Source organism: Nocardia sp. NPDC056000, from assembly GCF_042269265.1.
GTDB lineage: Bacteria > Actinomycetota > Actinomycetes > Mycobacteriales > Mycobacteriaceae > Nocardia.
In genome coordinates, this window is sequence record NZ_JBHJXS010000010.1 from 142452 (window position 1) to 157244 (window position 14793).

The window sequence follows — 14793 nt, forward strand, 5'->3', positions numbered from 1 at the left end:
AACGAGAGTTTACCTGCGCAGTTCCGACCGAACGGACCCGGGCGGGCGCGGAGGCCGCGCGGTCAGCGCAGCGCAGCGGCGACGACCGCCGCCAGGGCGGTGTATCCGGCGTCGTTGGGGTGCAGATGGTCACCGCTGTCGAACGCGGGCGCGAGGCGATCATGATCGGCCGGATCGGCCAGTGCGATGGCCGAATCCGCGACGGCGTCGTATTCACCAGAGGTGAGGATCCAGGTGTTGACCGCTTTCCGGACGCGGTCGTGGTCGGCGTAGCGAGCACGATCACCGCCGCCGAACGCGGAACCGCCCGCGGGCAGGATGGTCGCGCCGATCACCCGCAGGCCCGCGTCCCGCGCCTGCTCGATGAGCGTGCGGTGCGCGGCGATCAATTGTTCGGCGGTGGCCCCCTGCACCGGTGCGCCCAGCGCCATGCTCGCGCCGTCGAGCCAGATGTCGTTGATGCCCTCGAGAATCACCACGGTGCCGATGCCGGGCTGGTCGAGCACATCGCGGCGGAAGCGGGACAGCCCGCTGTCCCCCAGCCAGCGCGAATCGGCCGTCAGGCAGTTACCGCCGATGCCGAGATTCAGTACCGGGCGCGATTCACCCTGTGCGGCAAAACCTTCGGCCAACTGATCCGGATAACTGCGGTGCGCGTCGTAGGTGGAGCCGACGCCTTCGGTGAACGAATCGCCGAACAAAGCAATGCCCGATCGGCTCGGCCACGCCTGCTCGATCTCCAGGGCGGAGAGGTAATACCAGGACGAGGAATTCACGGTGAAGGCATTGCCGGAGGCGTCCGCCCGGTGGTCGTCCCAGGCGAGGTACGAATTGTTCTGGGCCTGAGCGTGAAACGTCGCCGGACCGGTGGCGTCGGCGAAGTACAGGGTCACCGTGAGCGTTTCCAGCGCCCGCACCGGCATATCGATCGAATCGGTGACCGCGTCCGCGCCCGGCTCGATTCGAAAGCCCGGAGAACCACCGATCGTCAAGTGCCGCAGGCTGTCCGGGTGTATCGCTGCACCGCCCGCGCTGCGCGCGATGGTCGCCCCGGTCACCGCCAGCGCCCGCGTGCCGAAGCTGTTCGACAACCGCAGCCGCAGCACCGATCCCGCGGTGCTGGTCCGAATCATCTGCCGCACAGTCTGATTCCCGAATCCCACCCCGGACCAGTTGGGCGCGAAACTGTCACCCGGCCGCTGCAGCGCGGTCACCCACACCGGCTGCCACACCGGCGCGGGGGCCGGTGTGGCGGCGGTGACGGCGGCGAGCAGAAGCAGTGCGGTGCAGAGCGCCGCGATGACCCGCGTGGCGGTGATCCGGTTCATCGGCCTCCGGCCGGTAGGTCGTCCATGCCCACCAGCCTCGCACCGAATCGCCGAAATCTCGTGGCATATCAGGCGCGCGGGTCGCGGCCCAGGTAACCGAGCAGCTCATCGGTGACGGGAGTGGCGCTCGCGGAATCGGATTCGATGACCGCCGCGTACGCGCCCCACTGCCGCAGCGGCTCCACCAGTCCGCGCGAGGCGGTGAGCAGATGGCCGGACAGCTCCTCGGTCAGCGGCGAGGGCTGACCGGTGGCGATGGCGATATCCCAGGCGTGCACGGCGGCGTCGAGGGCGCACATGACGGCCGCGACCGGGGTGGGGAGTTCGCCGTGCGGCAGCGGGGTGGGGACGGTTTCGGCATCGTCCGCGACGGTGGCCCAGGCGGCGGCGGTCTCCTCGACCGCGGCGGCGACCAGTGCGGCCGGGGTGCCGTCGACGGTGCCGGACGGATCGAAGGGGTCGTAGGCCGGGCCGTCGCCGATGCCCAGGAACTTGGCGTAGGCCAGCTGATCACCGGCGGCGTGCTGCACGACCTGGGTGACGGTCCATTCCTTGCAGGGGGTGGCGAGCTGCCACTGATCGGCGCCGACACCGGCGACGGCGCTGGTGAGCGCGGTGTAGGAGGTGGCGAGCACATCGCGCCAGACGGGGGCGAGGATGGCGGCGGGGGTGTTGGCGGTCTGCGAGTCGTTGCTCATTGTTCTTGCCTCTCAGGTCGTTTCGATCCGTTGAGATAAAGGTATGAGCCGATTAGGCTAGATTTCTTCCTAATACTGGGAAGTGATCGAAAGGCGGCAGTGTGACCTCCACCACAACCCGATTGCTGCGCCTGCTCTCCCTGCTGCAAGACCACACCCATACCGGCCGTGAGCTGGCCGAACGCCTCGCCGTCACCGATCGCACGCTGCGCCAGGACATTGCCAGGCTGCGCGAACTCGGCTATCCGGTGCACGCCGAACGCGGTCCGATCGGCGGTTATCGCCTGGGTCAGGGCGCGAATATGCCGCCACTGCTGCTCGATGACGAGGAGGCCGTGGCGGTCGCGGTATCCATGGGACTCACCGAGAACGGCAGTACCGGCGTCGCCGATATCGACGCCACCGTCACCCGAGCCTTGGCCAAGTTGCAGCGCATCATGCCGAAACGCCTGCAGCACAAGGTGAATGCGCTGCGCAGCACCACCGAGGTCGGGCCCGCGGTCACCGGCGGCCGCGAACCCGACGCGCCCGTCCCCGCCGAAACCCTCACCACCATCGCCACCGCGATCCGCGGCACCACCACCCTGCGCGCGGACGGTCACGAATTCGAGCCCTACCGCCTGATCAGCTGGCAGCGCCGCTGGTTCCTGGTCGCCTACAGCCTGGAGAACCACACCTGGCGCGCACTTCCCGTGGCCGATCTGCCCGCGGTGGAACGCACCGGCCGCGCCTTCGCCGCTCGCGCCCTGCCCGAGGAGAATCTGGTGGCGTTCGTACTGCGCGAGGTCGCCTCGACCGGTTGGAAAGTCCATGCCCGGGTGACCGTTCTCGAATCCGCCGACACCGTGATCGCCCGCATCAACCCGACGGTCGGCGTGGTCGAACCCATCGATGACGCCTCCTGCCTGCTCCTCACGGGTGCGGACAAATTGGAGACGATCGCCATCTACCTGAGCATGCTCATGATGGATTTCCGCGTCGACGGCCCGCCCGAACTGGTGACCCACCTGCGCACGCTCGCCCGCCGCTACGCCGCCGCCACCCCACCGCAATTGTGAAGCGGGTCAGCGGCCGCCGAGGCCGGACATGGCTATACCGCGAATGAAGGCGCGCTGGGCCACGGCGTAGATGAGCAGCAGCGGGAGCAGGATCAGCGTGGCCGCGGCCATGAGAAGGGGCCAATTGGTCGTGTATTGGCCCTGGAGCCGGATCAGGCCGAGGGTCACGGTGGCGTATTCATCGCGCTGAATCATGATCAGCGGCCAGAGGAAATCGTTCCAGACGGTGATCCAGGTCAGGACCGCCAGCACCATGACCGCCGGACGGGCGTGCGGAAGCAGAACACGCCAGTAGATCTGCCACGGGGTGCAGCCGTCGAGGGTCGCCGCCTCCTCCAATTCGGTTGGGAGAGTGGCGAAGAACTGACGCATCAGATACGTGCCGAAGGCGCTGCCGAACAGCCCGGGGACGATCATGGCCCAGGGGGTGTCCATCCAGCCGAAGGCGCGCATGAGCAGGAACTGCGGGATCACGGTCACCGTGAGCGGGACCATGAGGGTGGCGAGGTAGGCGAGGAAGAGCGTCTCGCGGCCGGGAAAACGCAAGCGGGCGAAGGCATATCCGGCGAGCGAGCAGAAGAAGACCTGACCGGCGGTGACGCAGGCGGCGTAGACGGTGGTGTTGAGCAGCATGCGGCCGAGCGGGATGGCGTCGAAAACGTCCGTGTAGTTGGACCATTGGGGATGCGCCGGGAGGGCCGAGGGGTCGATGAGTTCGCCCTCGGACTTCAGGGACGCCGACACCGCCCACAGGATGGGGGCGAGGGCGCACCAGGCGACGGCGATCAAAGCCGTGTAGATGAGCAGTGGCCGCAGGATTCGGCGAGCGGGCGTTCCCCTCACAGTTCCGCCTCCGCGCGCCGGGACAGTCGCAGCTGAATCAGCGTGAGTGCCAGCAGGATCGCGAAGATCACCCAGGCCAGCGCGGAGGCGTAGCCGACCTCGTAGAAGCGGAAGGCGTTCTGGAACAGCATGATCCCCAAGACGTAGGTGCCGGTTTCGGGACCGCCATTGCCGCCGGTGAGCGCGTACGCCTGATCGAACGCCTGCACCGAGTTGATGACCGTGATGACGAAGACGAAGGACAGTGCGCCGCGAATCAGCGGAATGGTGATCGATACGAACCGTCGCAGCGGTCCCGCACCGTCGATTTCCGCTGCCTCATAGAGGTTTTCGGGCACACCCTGCATGGCGGCCAGCAGGATGACGGTGGCGAACGGCACGCTCTTCCACACCGTCACCAGGCTGAGCGAGACCAGCGCCCAATCCGGATCGGTCAGCCACGGCACCGGCGAGATGCCGAACCAGCCCAGGAACAGATTGGCGAGGCCGTCATCGCTGGCGAACACGAAACGGAAGACGACGGCCATGGCCACGGTCGAGGCCACCAGCGGCAGGAATGCGATGGTGCGAAAGATGCCTATCCCCCGCAGTTTTCGATTCAGCAGCCCCGCAACGGCCAGGCTCACCAGCACGGTGGGTATCAAGGTCAGCAGCGTGAACACGGCGGTATTGCGCAGCGCGATGAAAAACAGCGGATCATCGGCGAACAACCTGCGATAGTTCTCCACACCCACGAATCGCGGCGGGCTGAACAGATCCCACGAATGGAAACTCAGGTACAGCGAAAACCCCAGCGGGAAAAGCAGAAACACCGCGATCGCGGCCAGATTGGGCGCGACGAACCATGCTCCGGCCCGCGCCCGCCGCCGCGCCAACTTCGACCCGGTCATATCGCCGCCCGCAATACCGCGTCGATATCGGCCGCGGTCCGCCCGCCCAGTGAATCGGCGGTGGCCGCACCGCGCAGCACCCGATTGCAGCCGCGTTCGAGCAGCGATTCGACCTTGCCCCACAGCGGCGTGACCGCCATCTGACGAGAGTTCGCCGGGCCGTCGGTGAAGACCTCGAGATTGCGGATACCGCGATGTGCCGCCGCGAAACCCGGTGCGCGCATGGCGGATTTGAGCACCGGAACGAAGAGCCCGGAGGCAGCGATGAGCGCCTGCCCCTCCGGCCCGGTCGCGAATTTCACGAATTCCCACGCCTGTTCGCGGCGTGGGCTGGCGGCGGCGATGGCCAGACCGGTACTGCCGACATCGGTGATCGCGCCGGGTCCACCGTGCGGGCCGACCGGCAGCACAGTCACATCGAAGTCGAGATCATCGCGCCCGGTGAATTCCGAGTACAGCCAGTGCCCGCCCATGAGCATGGCGGCGCGTCCGCTGCGGAACAGGTCCTGCGCCGAAACCGATTGCCGGTCACCGACACTCGGTGCGACTCGGTGTTTCACGGCCAGATCCGCATAGAACTGGAGTCCTTCGGCGAAACGGGGATCCCCGATGTTGGTGCGTTCCGGGCGCACCGGCGGCGAGAACCACTCCGCGCCATTGTTCATACCGAAGCAGGCCGCCGAGAAGTACGGCACCCACGCGTCGACGAAACCCCACTGGCGGGCCCGCCCGTCCGCATCACGATAGGTGAGAGTCTCTGCGGCGGAGAGGAATTCAGCGAACGACCAGGCATCGGACCAGCGGCCGGGCGGCCGAATCCCGGCCTGTTCGAACAGCTTCCGGTTGTAATAGAGGAACACGCCCGACCACTGCTCCGGCAGCGCGTACTGCCCGCCCTTCCAGACGAACGTATCGCGAAGCGGCGCATACCCATCCGCTTCCAACTCGGCGGCGTACGCCGGATCGCGGTCGAGGAACTCCCGCAGGTCGACCAGCACCCCGCGATCGGCCAAGCCCGCGTAGAGCAGTTCCCACGACATCAGCACATCCGGACATTTCCCGCCCGCGCAGTAGGTGAGCATCTGCTGCAGCGGATCCGGCCCGGACATGATGGTGCGAATCTTGATATCGGGCCGCCGCCGCTGGAATTCCTCGATGATCGCCAGCCGGGACCGCGCCTCCTCCGGGCGCGCCTGGAAGAAGAAGGTCACCGCATCGTCATCGCCCCCGCCGCAGCCACCGGTCGCCGCCGCGAGGGCCGCGGCCGCCGCGCCGCCGAGCAGTGCCCGGCGCGAGAGTGCACCGCCGCGAACCGAACTGCCGCCGGGCATCAGACCCGCACCCCGGCGGGGATTGTCGCGTGCGCCACATCAGGTCCGCCGTTCGCCGCGGATTTCCTACCGTTCGGCGCAGTGGATCCACCGTTCGTCGCAAATCGGTCGTAAGCGCACATCCAAGGCCGAAAGTACGGGCATGAGTAGAACGACCTCCGGGTCACGAGGGTCTCCTCCGGTTGCGGACCCTGTGGCCCAGGTCTCAGATCAGCATGGCAGCATACGGAGAGCAACCTGCGACACGCGGAGAACACGCGGACTCGCGGGAGCCAACGCCGGATTGCGCCACCCCGTCCCCCGGCACCGAGCGGCCGCCGGGTCACCCATACCCATCGGTACGACACCTGTTGAACGGCTGGCGAAAGCCGCATTCCAGGCGTGTCGGTTCCGCTACGTTGTGCTCGAAATCAGTTAGCTTCGCTGTACCGCACGGGAGAGTTGTCGCATGGCGACCATCGAATACCTCCGGACGGACCCCGACCTGCCTCCGGTCGGTGTCGTGGACCGGACGCCTCTTACGCCCGCCAAGAAGGGCATCTTCCTGGCCATCGCCGTTCTCGGCGCCATCGCCTGGACCATCCTCGCGTTCATGCGCGGGGAGGACGTCAACGCGGTCTGGATCGTGGTGGCGGCCGTCTGCACGTATGTGCTGGCGTACCAGTTCTATTCGCGGCTGATCGAATGGAAGATCACCAAACCGCGCGATGACGTCGCCACTCCCGCCGAGGAGCTGGAGAACGGCCGCGACTACATGCCGATGGACCGCCGCGTCCTGTTCGGCCATCACTTCGCCGCCATCGCCGGTGCCGGACCGCTGGTCGGCCCCGTGCTTGCAGCGCAGATGGGCTACCTGCCCGGCACCATCTGGATCATCGTCGGCGTCGTGTTCGCCGGTGCGGTGCAGGACTATCTGGTGCTGTGGGCCTCGGTGAAGCGGCGCGGCCGCAGCCTCGGGCAGATGGCGCGCGATGAACTCGGCGTGGTCGGCGGCGTCGCCGCCATCGTGGCCGTCCTGGTCATCATGATGATCCTGCTCGCCGTGCTCGGCATCGTGGTGGTGAATGCCCTTGCGGCGACACCGAATCCGAAGACCGGCGTACTCGAGGGCGGCAGCCCGTGGGGCGTGTTCTCCATCGCCATGACCATTCCGATCGCACTGTTCATGGGCGTGTACCTGCGCTTCGTGCGACCGGGCAAGGTCGGCGAGATCTCGCTGGTCGGTTTCGCACTGCTGCTGCTGGCCATCATCTCCGGCAACTGGGTGGCCGGATCCGGTTGGGGCCGTGACTTCTTCACGCTCTCCGGCACCAGCATCGCGTGGATGCTGATCATCTACGGTTTCATCGCCTCGGTGCTGCCGGTGTGGCTGCTGCTCGCCCCGCGCGATTACCTGTCCACCTTCATGAAGATCGGCACCATCGGCCTGCTGGCCGTCGGCGTGCTGGTCACCATGCCGGTGCTGCAGGCTCCCGCCATCTCGCAGTTCGCGGGCAACAGCGATGGTCCGTCGTTCGCGGGCAATCTGTTCCCGTTCCTGTTCATCACCATCGCGTGTGGTGCGCTGTCCGGATTCCACGCCCTGGTGTCCTCGGGCACCACGCCCAAGCTGCTGGCCAAGCAGTCGCAGGCGCGCATGATCGGCTACGGCGGCATGCTGATGGAATCGTTCGTGGCGGTCATGGCGATCATCACCGCGAGCATCATCGATCAGCACCTGTACTTCGCCATCAATGCCAGCCCGGCGGTGACCGGCGGCAGTGCGGACAAGGCCGCGGCCTATGTGAACAGCCTTGGGCTGCACGGTGATCCGATCACGCCGGCCCAGCTGAACCAGGCCGCCGCCGATATCGGTGAGAGCAAGATCGTCTCGCGCACCGGTGGCGCGCCGACGCTGGCCATCGGCATGTCCGAGGTGCTGCACAAGCTCTTCGGCGGGTCCGGGCTCAAGGCGTTCTGGTACCACTTCGCGATCATGTTCGAGGCGCTGTTCATCCTCACCACCATCGACGCGGGCACCCGCGTGGCGCGGTTCATGCTCTCGGATTCGCTCGGCAATCTGGGTGGCGCGGCCAAGAAGTTCAAGGATCCGTCCTGGCTGCCCGGGGCGTGGCTGTGCTCGGCGCTGGTCGTCGCGGCGTGGGGTTCGGTGCTGCTCATGGGCGTCACCGATCCGCTGGGCGGCATCAATACCCTCTACCCGCTGTTCGGCATCTCGAATCAGCTGCTGGCCGCGGTGGCGCTGACCGTGGTGCTGGCCATCGTGGTGAAAAAGGGCCTGGTGAAATGGGCCTGGATTCCGGCGGTGCCATTGGTCTGGGATCTCATCGTCACCATGACCGCCTCGTTCCAGAAGATCTTCTCGGGCGATCCGAAGATCGGCTACTGGACGCTGCACAACAACACCGTGACCAAGCGCGACGCCTATCTCGCCGCGCAGGATTCGGGGCAGCTGCCCAAGGGCGTGGCGGACGCCGCGGCCCTGCAGACACAGATCGACAACCTGGACAAGACGATTCGCAATACCTTCATCCAGGGCACGCTGTCGATCGTGTTCGCGGTGCTGGTGCTGATCGTGGCGGCCGTCGGTGTGTGGGTGTGCCTGCGCGCCATTCGCAAGGGCGAGGTGGAGACCACCGAATCGGAGGAGACGCCGTCGAAGATCTTCGGGCCGAGCTCCTTCCTGGCCACCAAGGCGGAGAAGGAAGTCCAGCGGGAATGGGACGACCTGGCCGCCACCGGCAAGGTCAAACCCACCGCGCACGCGCACTGAGTCAAAATTGGTTCCGATGAACGACTCCGCCGCCCCGTCGACCGCAGGACTCCTGCGGTCGACGGGGCGCACGGTTCTACGTGCCCTTCGCGGCGTGATCTGGTGGTTCAACTCGATCCTGGGCGGCAACGACTACCAGCGCTACGTCCAGCACCTGCGGCTCCAGCACCCCGACGCCGAGGTCCCCAGCGAACGCGATTACTGGCGCGACCGCCACGACGCCGCGGCGCGCAACCCCGCCAACCGCTGCTGCTGAGGGCATGTCTCATTCCCGCTGACGCTCGCGTCTGATTTCCGCTAGCGCTCGGTGGCGGCGGCTGCGATTGTGGTTGTTGTGAGTGCGAATGATCTGGACTTCGAACGGTGCTACCGCGCCGTGGCCACCCGCGACGCCCGCTTCGACGGGCAGTTCGTGACCGCGGTGCGCACCACCGGAATCTATTGCCGCCCTTCATGTCCCGCGATCACCCCGAAACCCGCCAATGTCAGCTTCCTGCCGACGGCGGCGGCCGCGCAGCAGTCGGGCTTCCGGGCCTGCCGCCGCTGCCTGCCGGACGCGGCCCCCGGGTCGCCGCTGTGGAATACCCGGGCCGACCTGGCCGCTCGCGCCATGCGATTGATCGCCGACGGGGTGATCGAACGCGGTGGCGTGCCCGCGCTGGCCGACACCCTCGGCTATTCGCAGCGGCAGTTGACCCGGGTGCTCACCAGTGAGCTCGGGGCCGGGCCGCTGGCACTGGCGCGCGCACACCGCGCGCACACCGCCCGGCTGCTCATCCAGACCACCCGGCTGTCCATGTCGGATATCGCGTTCGCGGCGGGTTTCGCGAGCATCCGGCAGTTCAACGACACCGTGCGCGAGGTGTTCGCGGTCAGCCCGACCACCCTGCGCGAAGAGTCCCGCCGCCGCAACGGCGATACCCTGCCCGCCACCAATGGCCTGCTGACACTGCGGCTTCCGTATCGGGAACCGCTGGACAAGCAGTGGCTGGAATGGTTCCTGTCCGCACACGCCGTGCCCGGGCTGGAACTCTGGGAGGACGGGCACTACAGTCGCAGCCTGCGAACTCCGCACGGGCACACCACGGTTCGCATGTCGGTCCAGCCCGGACACGTCCGCGCCTCACTGGCGCTACAGGATATGCGGGATCTCGCGCCGACCGTTGCCCGGCTGCGCCACTTCCTCGATCTGGATGCCGACCCGGTCGGCATCGACGAGGCGCTGGCGACGGGAATGACCGGCGCACTACCGCTTTCGATCGCGCCCGGCGATCGGCCGGAGAGCGTGCTGTCACCCGGCATTCGCGTTCCCGGCTGCCTGGACGGCCCGGAACTGTTGCTGCGCACCATGATCGGGCAGCAGATCTCGGTGGCGGCGGCGAATACGCATACCGCGCGGCTGGTGCAGACGCTCGGCGAATCCATTCCGGGTCCGATTCCATACCTGTTCCCCACCCCCGCGGCCATCGCCGAGCACGGGGCCGAAGTGCTCACCGGGCCGACCCGGCGAATCGAGGCGATCGTGGCGGCGGCGCGCGCGATCGCGGACGGCGAACTGGTACTGCATGCCGGGCGCACGGCCTCCGACCTGCGACGCGATCTGCTGGCCCTGGACGGCGTCGGCCCCTGGACCGCCGATTACGTCACCATGCGACTACTCGCCGACCCGGACGTACTGCTCGCCTCCGATCTGATCGTGCGGCGCGGCGCGACACTGCTCGATATCGATCTCGCCGACACCGCACGCCTGTCCCCCTGGCGCTCCTACCTGACCATGCACCTCTGGAAGCACGCGCTGACCACCCCCGCATCCACCACCGACGGCGCATCCGGCGCCCGGAAAGCGAGTACAGCCCCGTGAACACCCGAATCAACTCCGGCACAGCGGATTTCGCCACCGTCACCACCGCGGCGGGACCGTTCACCGCGCTCGTCGACGCGGAGGGCGCGGTACTGGCCTCCGGCTGGACGGCCGATGCGGAGAACCTGCGCGGGCTCATCCACACCACCCTGCGCCCCGGAGCCCTGCGCGAGCGCACCGAGCTCGGCCGGGTCACCACCGCCATCGAGCGGTACCACGCGGGCGACCTGACCGTCATCGACTCGATCGCGGTCCGCCAGGTCTCCGGCCCCTTCCTCGTACACGCCTGGGAAGTGCTGCGCAAAGTCCCCGCCGGCGAACCGATCACCTACACCGACTTCGCCGCCGCCTCCGGCCGCCCCGCCGCCACCCGCGCCGCGGCCAACGCCTGCGCCCGCAACGCCGCCGCCCTATTCATCCCCTGCCACCGCATATTCCGCACCGACGGCACCCTCGGCGGCTTCCGCTGGGGCCTGCCGATCAAACAGTGGCTCCTCGACCACGAATCCCACTGAATCGCGAACGACACCAACCCCGCACGCGCGAACCGGACCGCCGATCGATCGTCGCGGACGCCCGGACCTTTGATCGGCGGGCAGCTAGGCGGTGAGGGAGGTTTCGAGGTGGGAGCCGGTGCGGCCGCGGATTACATGGAGGCGGCTGGGGATGCGCTGGCGCATTTCGTCTACGTGGCTGACTACGCCTACGACGCGGCCGCCGGAGCGGAGTTCGTCCAGGACGCCCATGACCGCGTCCAGGGTGTCGGCGTCGAGGCTGCCGAAGCCCTCGTCGATGAAGAGGGTGTCCAGGACCAGGCCGCCGGACTCCGCCGCTACCACATCGGCCAGGCCGAGGGCGAGAGCCAGTGAGGCCATGAAGGTTTCGCCGCCGGAGAGGGTTTTGGCGGGGCGGATCGCGCCGGTGTAGTCGTCGCGGATATCCAGGCCGAGGCCGCCGCGGCGGCCGCGCGGGCCTGCCACATCGGTGTGGACGAATTCGTAACGGCCACCGGACATGCGGCGCAGGCGAACCGAACCCGCCACCGCCACTTCTTCCAGGCGGGCGGCAAGGACGTAGGAGCGCAACGACATTCGGCGATTGTTCTCGCCACGGCCCGATACCACTTCGGCCAGGCGGGCGAGTTCTTCGTGGGCGCGCTGGAGCGGGGCGATACGGTCGACCGCGGCCCAGAGCTGGGAACACAGTTCTTCGAGCTGCTCCACGCGGCGAGCCGCCACCGTATGCGCGGAGATGGCGCGTTCCAGGGCCGATTGTGCTTCCGCGACAGCGGATTCCAGGGCTTCGAGATCGCCGGGGACGATATCGGCCGCGGCGCGAATCTCGGGCTCGGCGAGCACCGCCTCGGCGTGTGCGCGGGCGCGGTCGGCGTTGGTCAGCTCGGCCTCGATATCGGCCTGGCGTTGCGCGGTCCGCGACGCCGCCTCGACCGCGCGGGCGTATTCGCCCAGGACGGCATAGTCCGGACCGGTCTCACCCATGACCGGCGGCGCGGTGTCGACCAAACCCGCTTCGTAGGAGAGCTTTTCGACGCGCAGCGCGAGGGCGGCGACCTGCTCGCGAGCCAGGGCAGCAGCAGCGCGCGCCTCGCGCAGAGCGGTGGCACCGGCCACCAGCGCGTCCAAGCGGGCGCGGCGGCGCTCCACGGTGCCGTCCGCTCCGGCGGCGGTGGTCAGGCGCTCGGTGAGTTCGGCGAGCCTGCGATCGGTGGCGATAATGCGTTCCATCGCCGCGCTGCCGCGACTTTCGCAGTCGCGCAACTCTTCCTGCAGTCCGGATTCCTCGGTCCGCAGGCGTTGCAGTTCCACGGTGAGACCGTTCGCCAGCTCGGCGCGGCCCCGAGCTTCGTTCCACCGCGTCTCGGCAGCCGCCAATCCGCTGGCCAGTTCCGCCTTATCGGCGTCACCACCACGTTCGACCAGTACTTCGATCGCGCGCTCCAATTCGGCGACCTGCTGTCCGGCGCGATCACGGGCGGCTTCGGCGGCCCGCTCGGCCTGTAGCGCGGCCTCCTCGGCCTCCTTGGAAACCGCCTGCGCGGCGGGTTGCGCCGGTGCCGGATGCTCCGCCGACCCGCACACCGCGCACGGTTCCGAATCGACCAGTGCCCCGGCCAATTCCGCCGCCATCCCGGCCAGCCGATGCTCGCGCAGGGCGAGCGTATGCTCCCGCGCGTCCAGATGCTTCGTGCGCGCCGACTCGAAAACCGCTGCCGCACGGGTCAGTTCCCCGCGCCGCTGCTCCAATTCCAGTGCCGCCTTCGCGGCGGTGCGCAACCGTTCCCGCTCCGCCTCCAGCACCGGCAGACCCGCCGCCGCATCGGTGGCGTCGCGCAGCCGAACCTCCACCCCCGCAATGGCTTCCGGCAATTTCGCCCGCCGCTCCGTCACCTTCGACAGCTGCCCGGCAAGCTCCTGCTGCTCGCGCCGCAGCCGCGACAGCTCCCCCATCAGCCGCTTGGCCGAATCCGCGTCCGAGCGCACCTCGTCCAGCGCGCCCATCTGCGCACTCCACCGCTGCGCGGCAGCCTCCAGCCCGCGTCCCACAGTCCGCGCCGACGTGCTCTGATCGCGCGCGGAATCCGGCGCGCCCGGGCCATTCGCCGATTCGTTCGGCTGCCGGTCGTTCTCGCCGTGGCCACCGCCCACCCCGGCGGCAGGAAGGACATCGAAGTCAGGGTCCGGTTCCGCATCCGCACCACCACGATGATCGGGCGTATGCCATGAGTCACCGTCGCGATCGGACACGGCGACCCCGAGCGGCCCGATCGACTCGAGATCCAGTGCGAAGTCGCTGCCGGAGAGTTCGGTTGCCGCGAGGTCGGTTGCGGCCCAATGTGTTCCGTCGAGTTCGGCGGATGGGGGTTCCAGCAGGCGGGTGGCGAGGTGCTCGGCGGCGCGGACGGCATCCTTGTCGCGGCGGTTCAGGGTCACCGCGGCGGCGCGGGCCTCCGCGACGGCGGCGTGTGCCGGTTCCACGCGGCGGGCGCGATCGAGTTCGGATTGCAGGGCGTCGCGGTGGGGTGCGGACGCGGCGTGGGTGGCGAGCCGGGTGGTGGCCTCGGCGTGGCGGGCACGCAGGCCGTGCAGGCGGCGCTGCTCTTCGGCGGCGACGCGGGCCCGGTTCGAGATGTGCTGGCGCTGTTCGCGTTCGGCAGTAGTGGCGGTGAGGTCGGTGCGCGCGGATTCGAGCAGGGTGCGGGACCATTCACCGGATTCGAGCAGACCAGCGGTTTCGGTGGCGGGCAGACCGGCGGCGGTGACGACCTGGCCGATGAGGCGGTCGATGGTGGCCTTGCGGGTGTCCAGGTCGGTGCTGCCCGCGCGGCGCTTATCGTTCAGCCACTGTTCTGCCGTGCCGAAACGTTCTGTGTCGAAGAGCTTTTCGAGCAGCTTCTCGCGGTCCTCGTTATCGGCGCGCAGGAAGCGGGCGAAATCCCCCTGGGGCAGCAGCACCACCTGGAAGAACTGGTCGGCACTCATGCCGAGCAGCCGCAGAATCTCCTCACCGATATCCGGGATGCGAGACAGATGCTGGCCGCGGCCGTCGAGCCATTCCAGGGTGGCCGACGCGTTCTCCTTGACCCAGCCGCTTTTCGCGCGCGAACTGGGACGCTGGAATTCCGGCGAACGGGTCAGGCGCAGGCGGCGGCCGCCGAGGGTGGCCTCCAATTGCACGCGCGGCGGGGTCTGTTCATCGGCGTGGTCGGAGTGCAGGCGCTTCTCACCGCGCGCACCGGGCACGCTGCCGTAGAGCGCGAAGGCGACCGCGTCCAGGACGGTGGTCTTACCCGCGCCGGTCTGGCCGTGCAGCAGGAACAGGCCATCCGCGCCGAGCTCATCGAAATCCACGACGGCGGTCTCCGCGAACGGACCGAATGCCGTCAGCTCCAAACGATGCAGCCGCACGCGCCGTCCCCTTCCGCCTCCACGCACCATCCAACAACCCGACGCCCGCAACCGTCCTCGGGACACGCCGTCGCGGCTCGGAAAT

At 68.2% G+C, this 14793-nt stretch carries 11 protein-coding genes; 5 read left to right on the top strand and 6 right to left on the bottom strand.

Annotated elements, in window-relative coordinates:
- Window positions 1-62 precede the first annotated feature (62 nt).
- Both ACFC4D_RS28155 and ACFC4D_RS28160 read right to left on the bottom strand, forming a co-directional pair.
- Window positions 63-1328, bottom strand: coding sequence for a GDSL-type esterase/lipase family protein (locus ACFC4D_RS28155; protein ID WP_376067942.1), 1266 nt, complete (start codon window positions 1326-1328; stop codon window positions 63-65).
- 68 nt (window positions 1329-1396) lie between these two features.
- Window positions 1397-2026 carry a TIGR03086 family metal-binding protein gene (locus tag ACFC4D_RS28160; RefSeq protein ID WP_364640161.1) on the bottom strand — a complete coding sequence of 210 codons (630 nt, stop codon included), beginning with the start codon at window positions 2024-2026 and terminating at the stop codon, window positions 1397-1399.
- Window positions 2027-2127: 101 nt separating this feature from the next.
- Between ACFC4D_RS28160 and ACFC4D_RS28165 the strand changes: the two genes are divergently transcribed.
- On the top strand, window positions 2128-3084 hold the full coding sequence (locus ACFC4D_RS28165; RefSeq protein WP_376067944.1) for a helix-turn-helix transcriptional regulator: 957 nt from the start codon (window positions 2128-2130) through the stop codon (window positions 3082-3084).
- A 6-nt stretch (window positions 3085-3090) separates the two neighbouring features.
- On the opposite strand, the gene ACFC4D_RS28170 is transcribed toward ACFC4D_RS28165, so the two are convergent.
- From ACFC4D_RS28170 to ACFC4D_RS28180, 3 genes are read right to left on the bottom strand one after another with little or no spacing between them, the layout of a single operon-like run.
- Window positions 3091-3927 carry a carbohydrate ABC transporter permease gene (locus ACFC4D_RS28170; protein ID WP_376067946.1) on the bottom strand — a complete coding sequence of 279 codons (837 nt, stop codon included), beginning with the start codon at window positions 3925-3927 and terminating at the stop codon, window positions 3091-3093.
- Window positions 3924-4817, bottom strand: coding sequence for a carbohydrate ABC transporter permease (locus ACFC4D_RS28175; RefSeq protein WP_375965459.1), 894 nt, complete (start codon window positions 4815-4817; stop codon window positions 3924-3926). Before ACFC4D_RS28175 ends, ACFC4D_RS28170 begins: the two co-directional genes overlap by 4 nt.
- Complete coding sequence (locus tag ACFC4D_RS28180) at window positions 4814-6148, bottom strand: ABC transporter substrate-binding protein (protein WP_376067947.1); 1335 nt, start codon at window positions 6146-6148, stop codon at window positions 4814-4816. The genes ACFC4D_RS28175 and ACFC4D_RS28180 overlap by 4 nt, the downstream gene beginning before the upstream one ends.
- 448 nt (window positions 6149-6596) lie before the next feature.
- Between ACFC4D_RS28180 and ACFC4D_RS28185 the strand changes: the two genes are divergently transcribed.
- From ACFC4D_RS28185 to ACFC4D_RS28200, 4 genes are all read left to right on the top strand, one after another.
- The gene (locus ACFC4D_RS28185; RefSeq protein ID WP_375965455.1) at window positions 6597-8921 is read left to right on the top strand and encodes a carbon starvation CstA family protein; all 2325 of its coding nucleotides are present in this window, start codon (window positions 6597-6599) and stop codon (window positions 8919-8921) included.
- Window positions 8922-8973: 52 nt separating this feature from the next.
- Window positions 8974-9177 (top strand): YbdD/YjiX family protein, encoded by a 204-nt coding sequence (locus ACFC4D_RS28190; RefSeq protein ID WP_376068239.1) that lies wholly within the window; start codon window positions 8974-8976, stop codon window positions 9175-9177.
- 78 nt (window positions 9178-9255) lie between these two features.
- Window positions 9256-10782, top strand: a complete 1527-nt coding sequence (locus tag ACFC4D_RS28195) for an AlkA N-terminal domain-containing protein (RefSeq protein WP_376067948.1) — start codon at window positions 9256-9258, stop codon at window positions 10780-10782.
- The gene (locus tag ACFC4D_RS28200) at window positions 10779-11297 is read left to right on the top strand and encodes a methylated-DNA--[protein]-cysteine S-methyltransferase (protein ID WP_376067950.1); all 519 of its coding nucleotides are present in this window, start codon (window positions 10779-10781) and stop codon (window positions 11295-11297) included. Before ACFC4D_RS28195 ends, ACFC4D_RS28200 begins: the two co-directional genes overlap by 4 nt.
- Before the next feature lie 84 nt (window positions 11298-11381).
- Here the strand turns inward: ACFC4D_RS28200 and ACFC4D_RS28205 are convergent, their stop codons facing one another.
- Window positions 11382-14708, bottom strand: a complete 3327-nt coding sequence (locus ACFC4D_RS28205; protein WP_376067952.1) for an AAA family ATPase — start codon at window positions 14706-14708, stop codon at window positions 11382-11384.
- Window positions 14709-14793: the final 85 nt, after the last annotated feature.

Coding starts and splice junctions, on each gene's coding strand:
- ACFC4D_RS28185 (WP_375965455.1), top strand. CDS start 6,597: ATGGCGACCATCGAATACCTCCGGACGGACCCCGACCTGCCTCCGGTC.
- ACFC4D_RS28160 (WP_364640161.1), bottom strand. CDS start 2,026: ATGAGCAACGACTCGCAGACCGCCAACACCCCCGCCGCCATCCTCGCC.
- ACFC4D_RS28180 (WP_376067947.1), bottom strand. CDS start 6,148: ATGCCCGGCGGCAGTTCGGTTCGCGGCGGTGCACTCTCGCGCCGGGCA.
- ACFC4D_RS28175 (WP_375965459.1), bottom strand. CDS start 4,817: ATGACCGGGTCGAAGTTGGCGCGGCGGCGGGCGCGGGCCGGAGCATGG.
- ACFC4D_RS28155 (WP_376067942.1), bottom strand. CDS start 1,328: ATGAACCGGATCACCGCCACGCGGGTCATCGCGGCGCTCTGCACCGCA.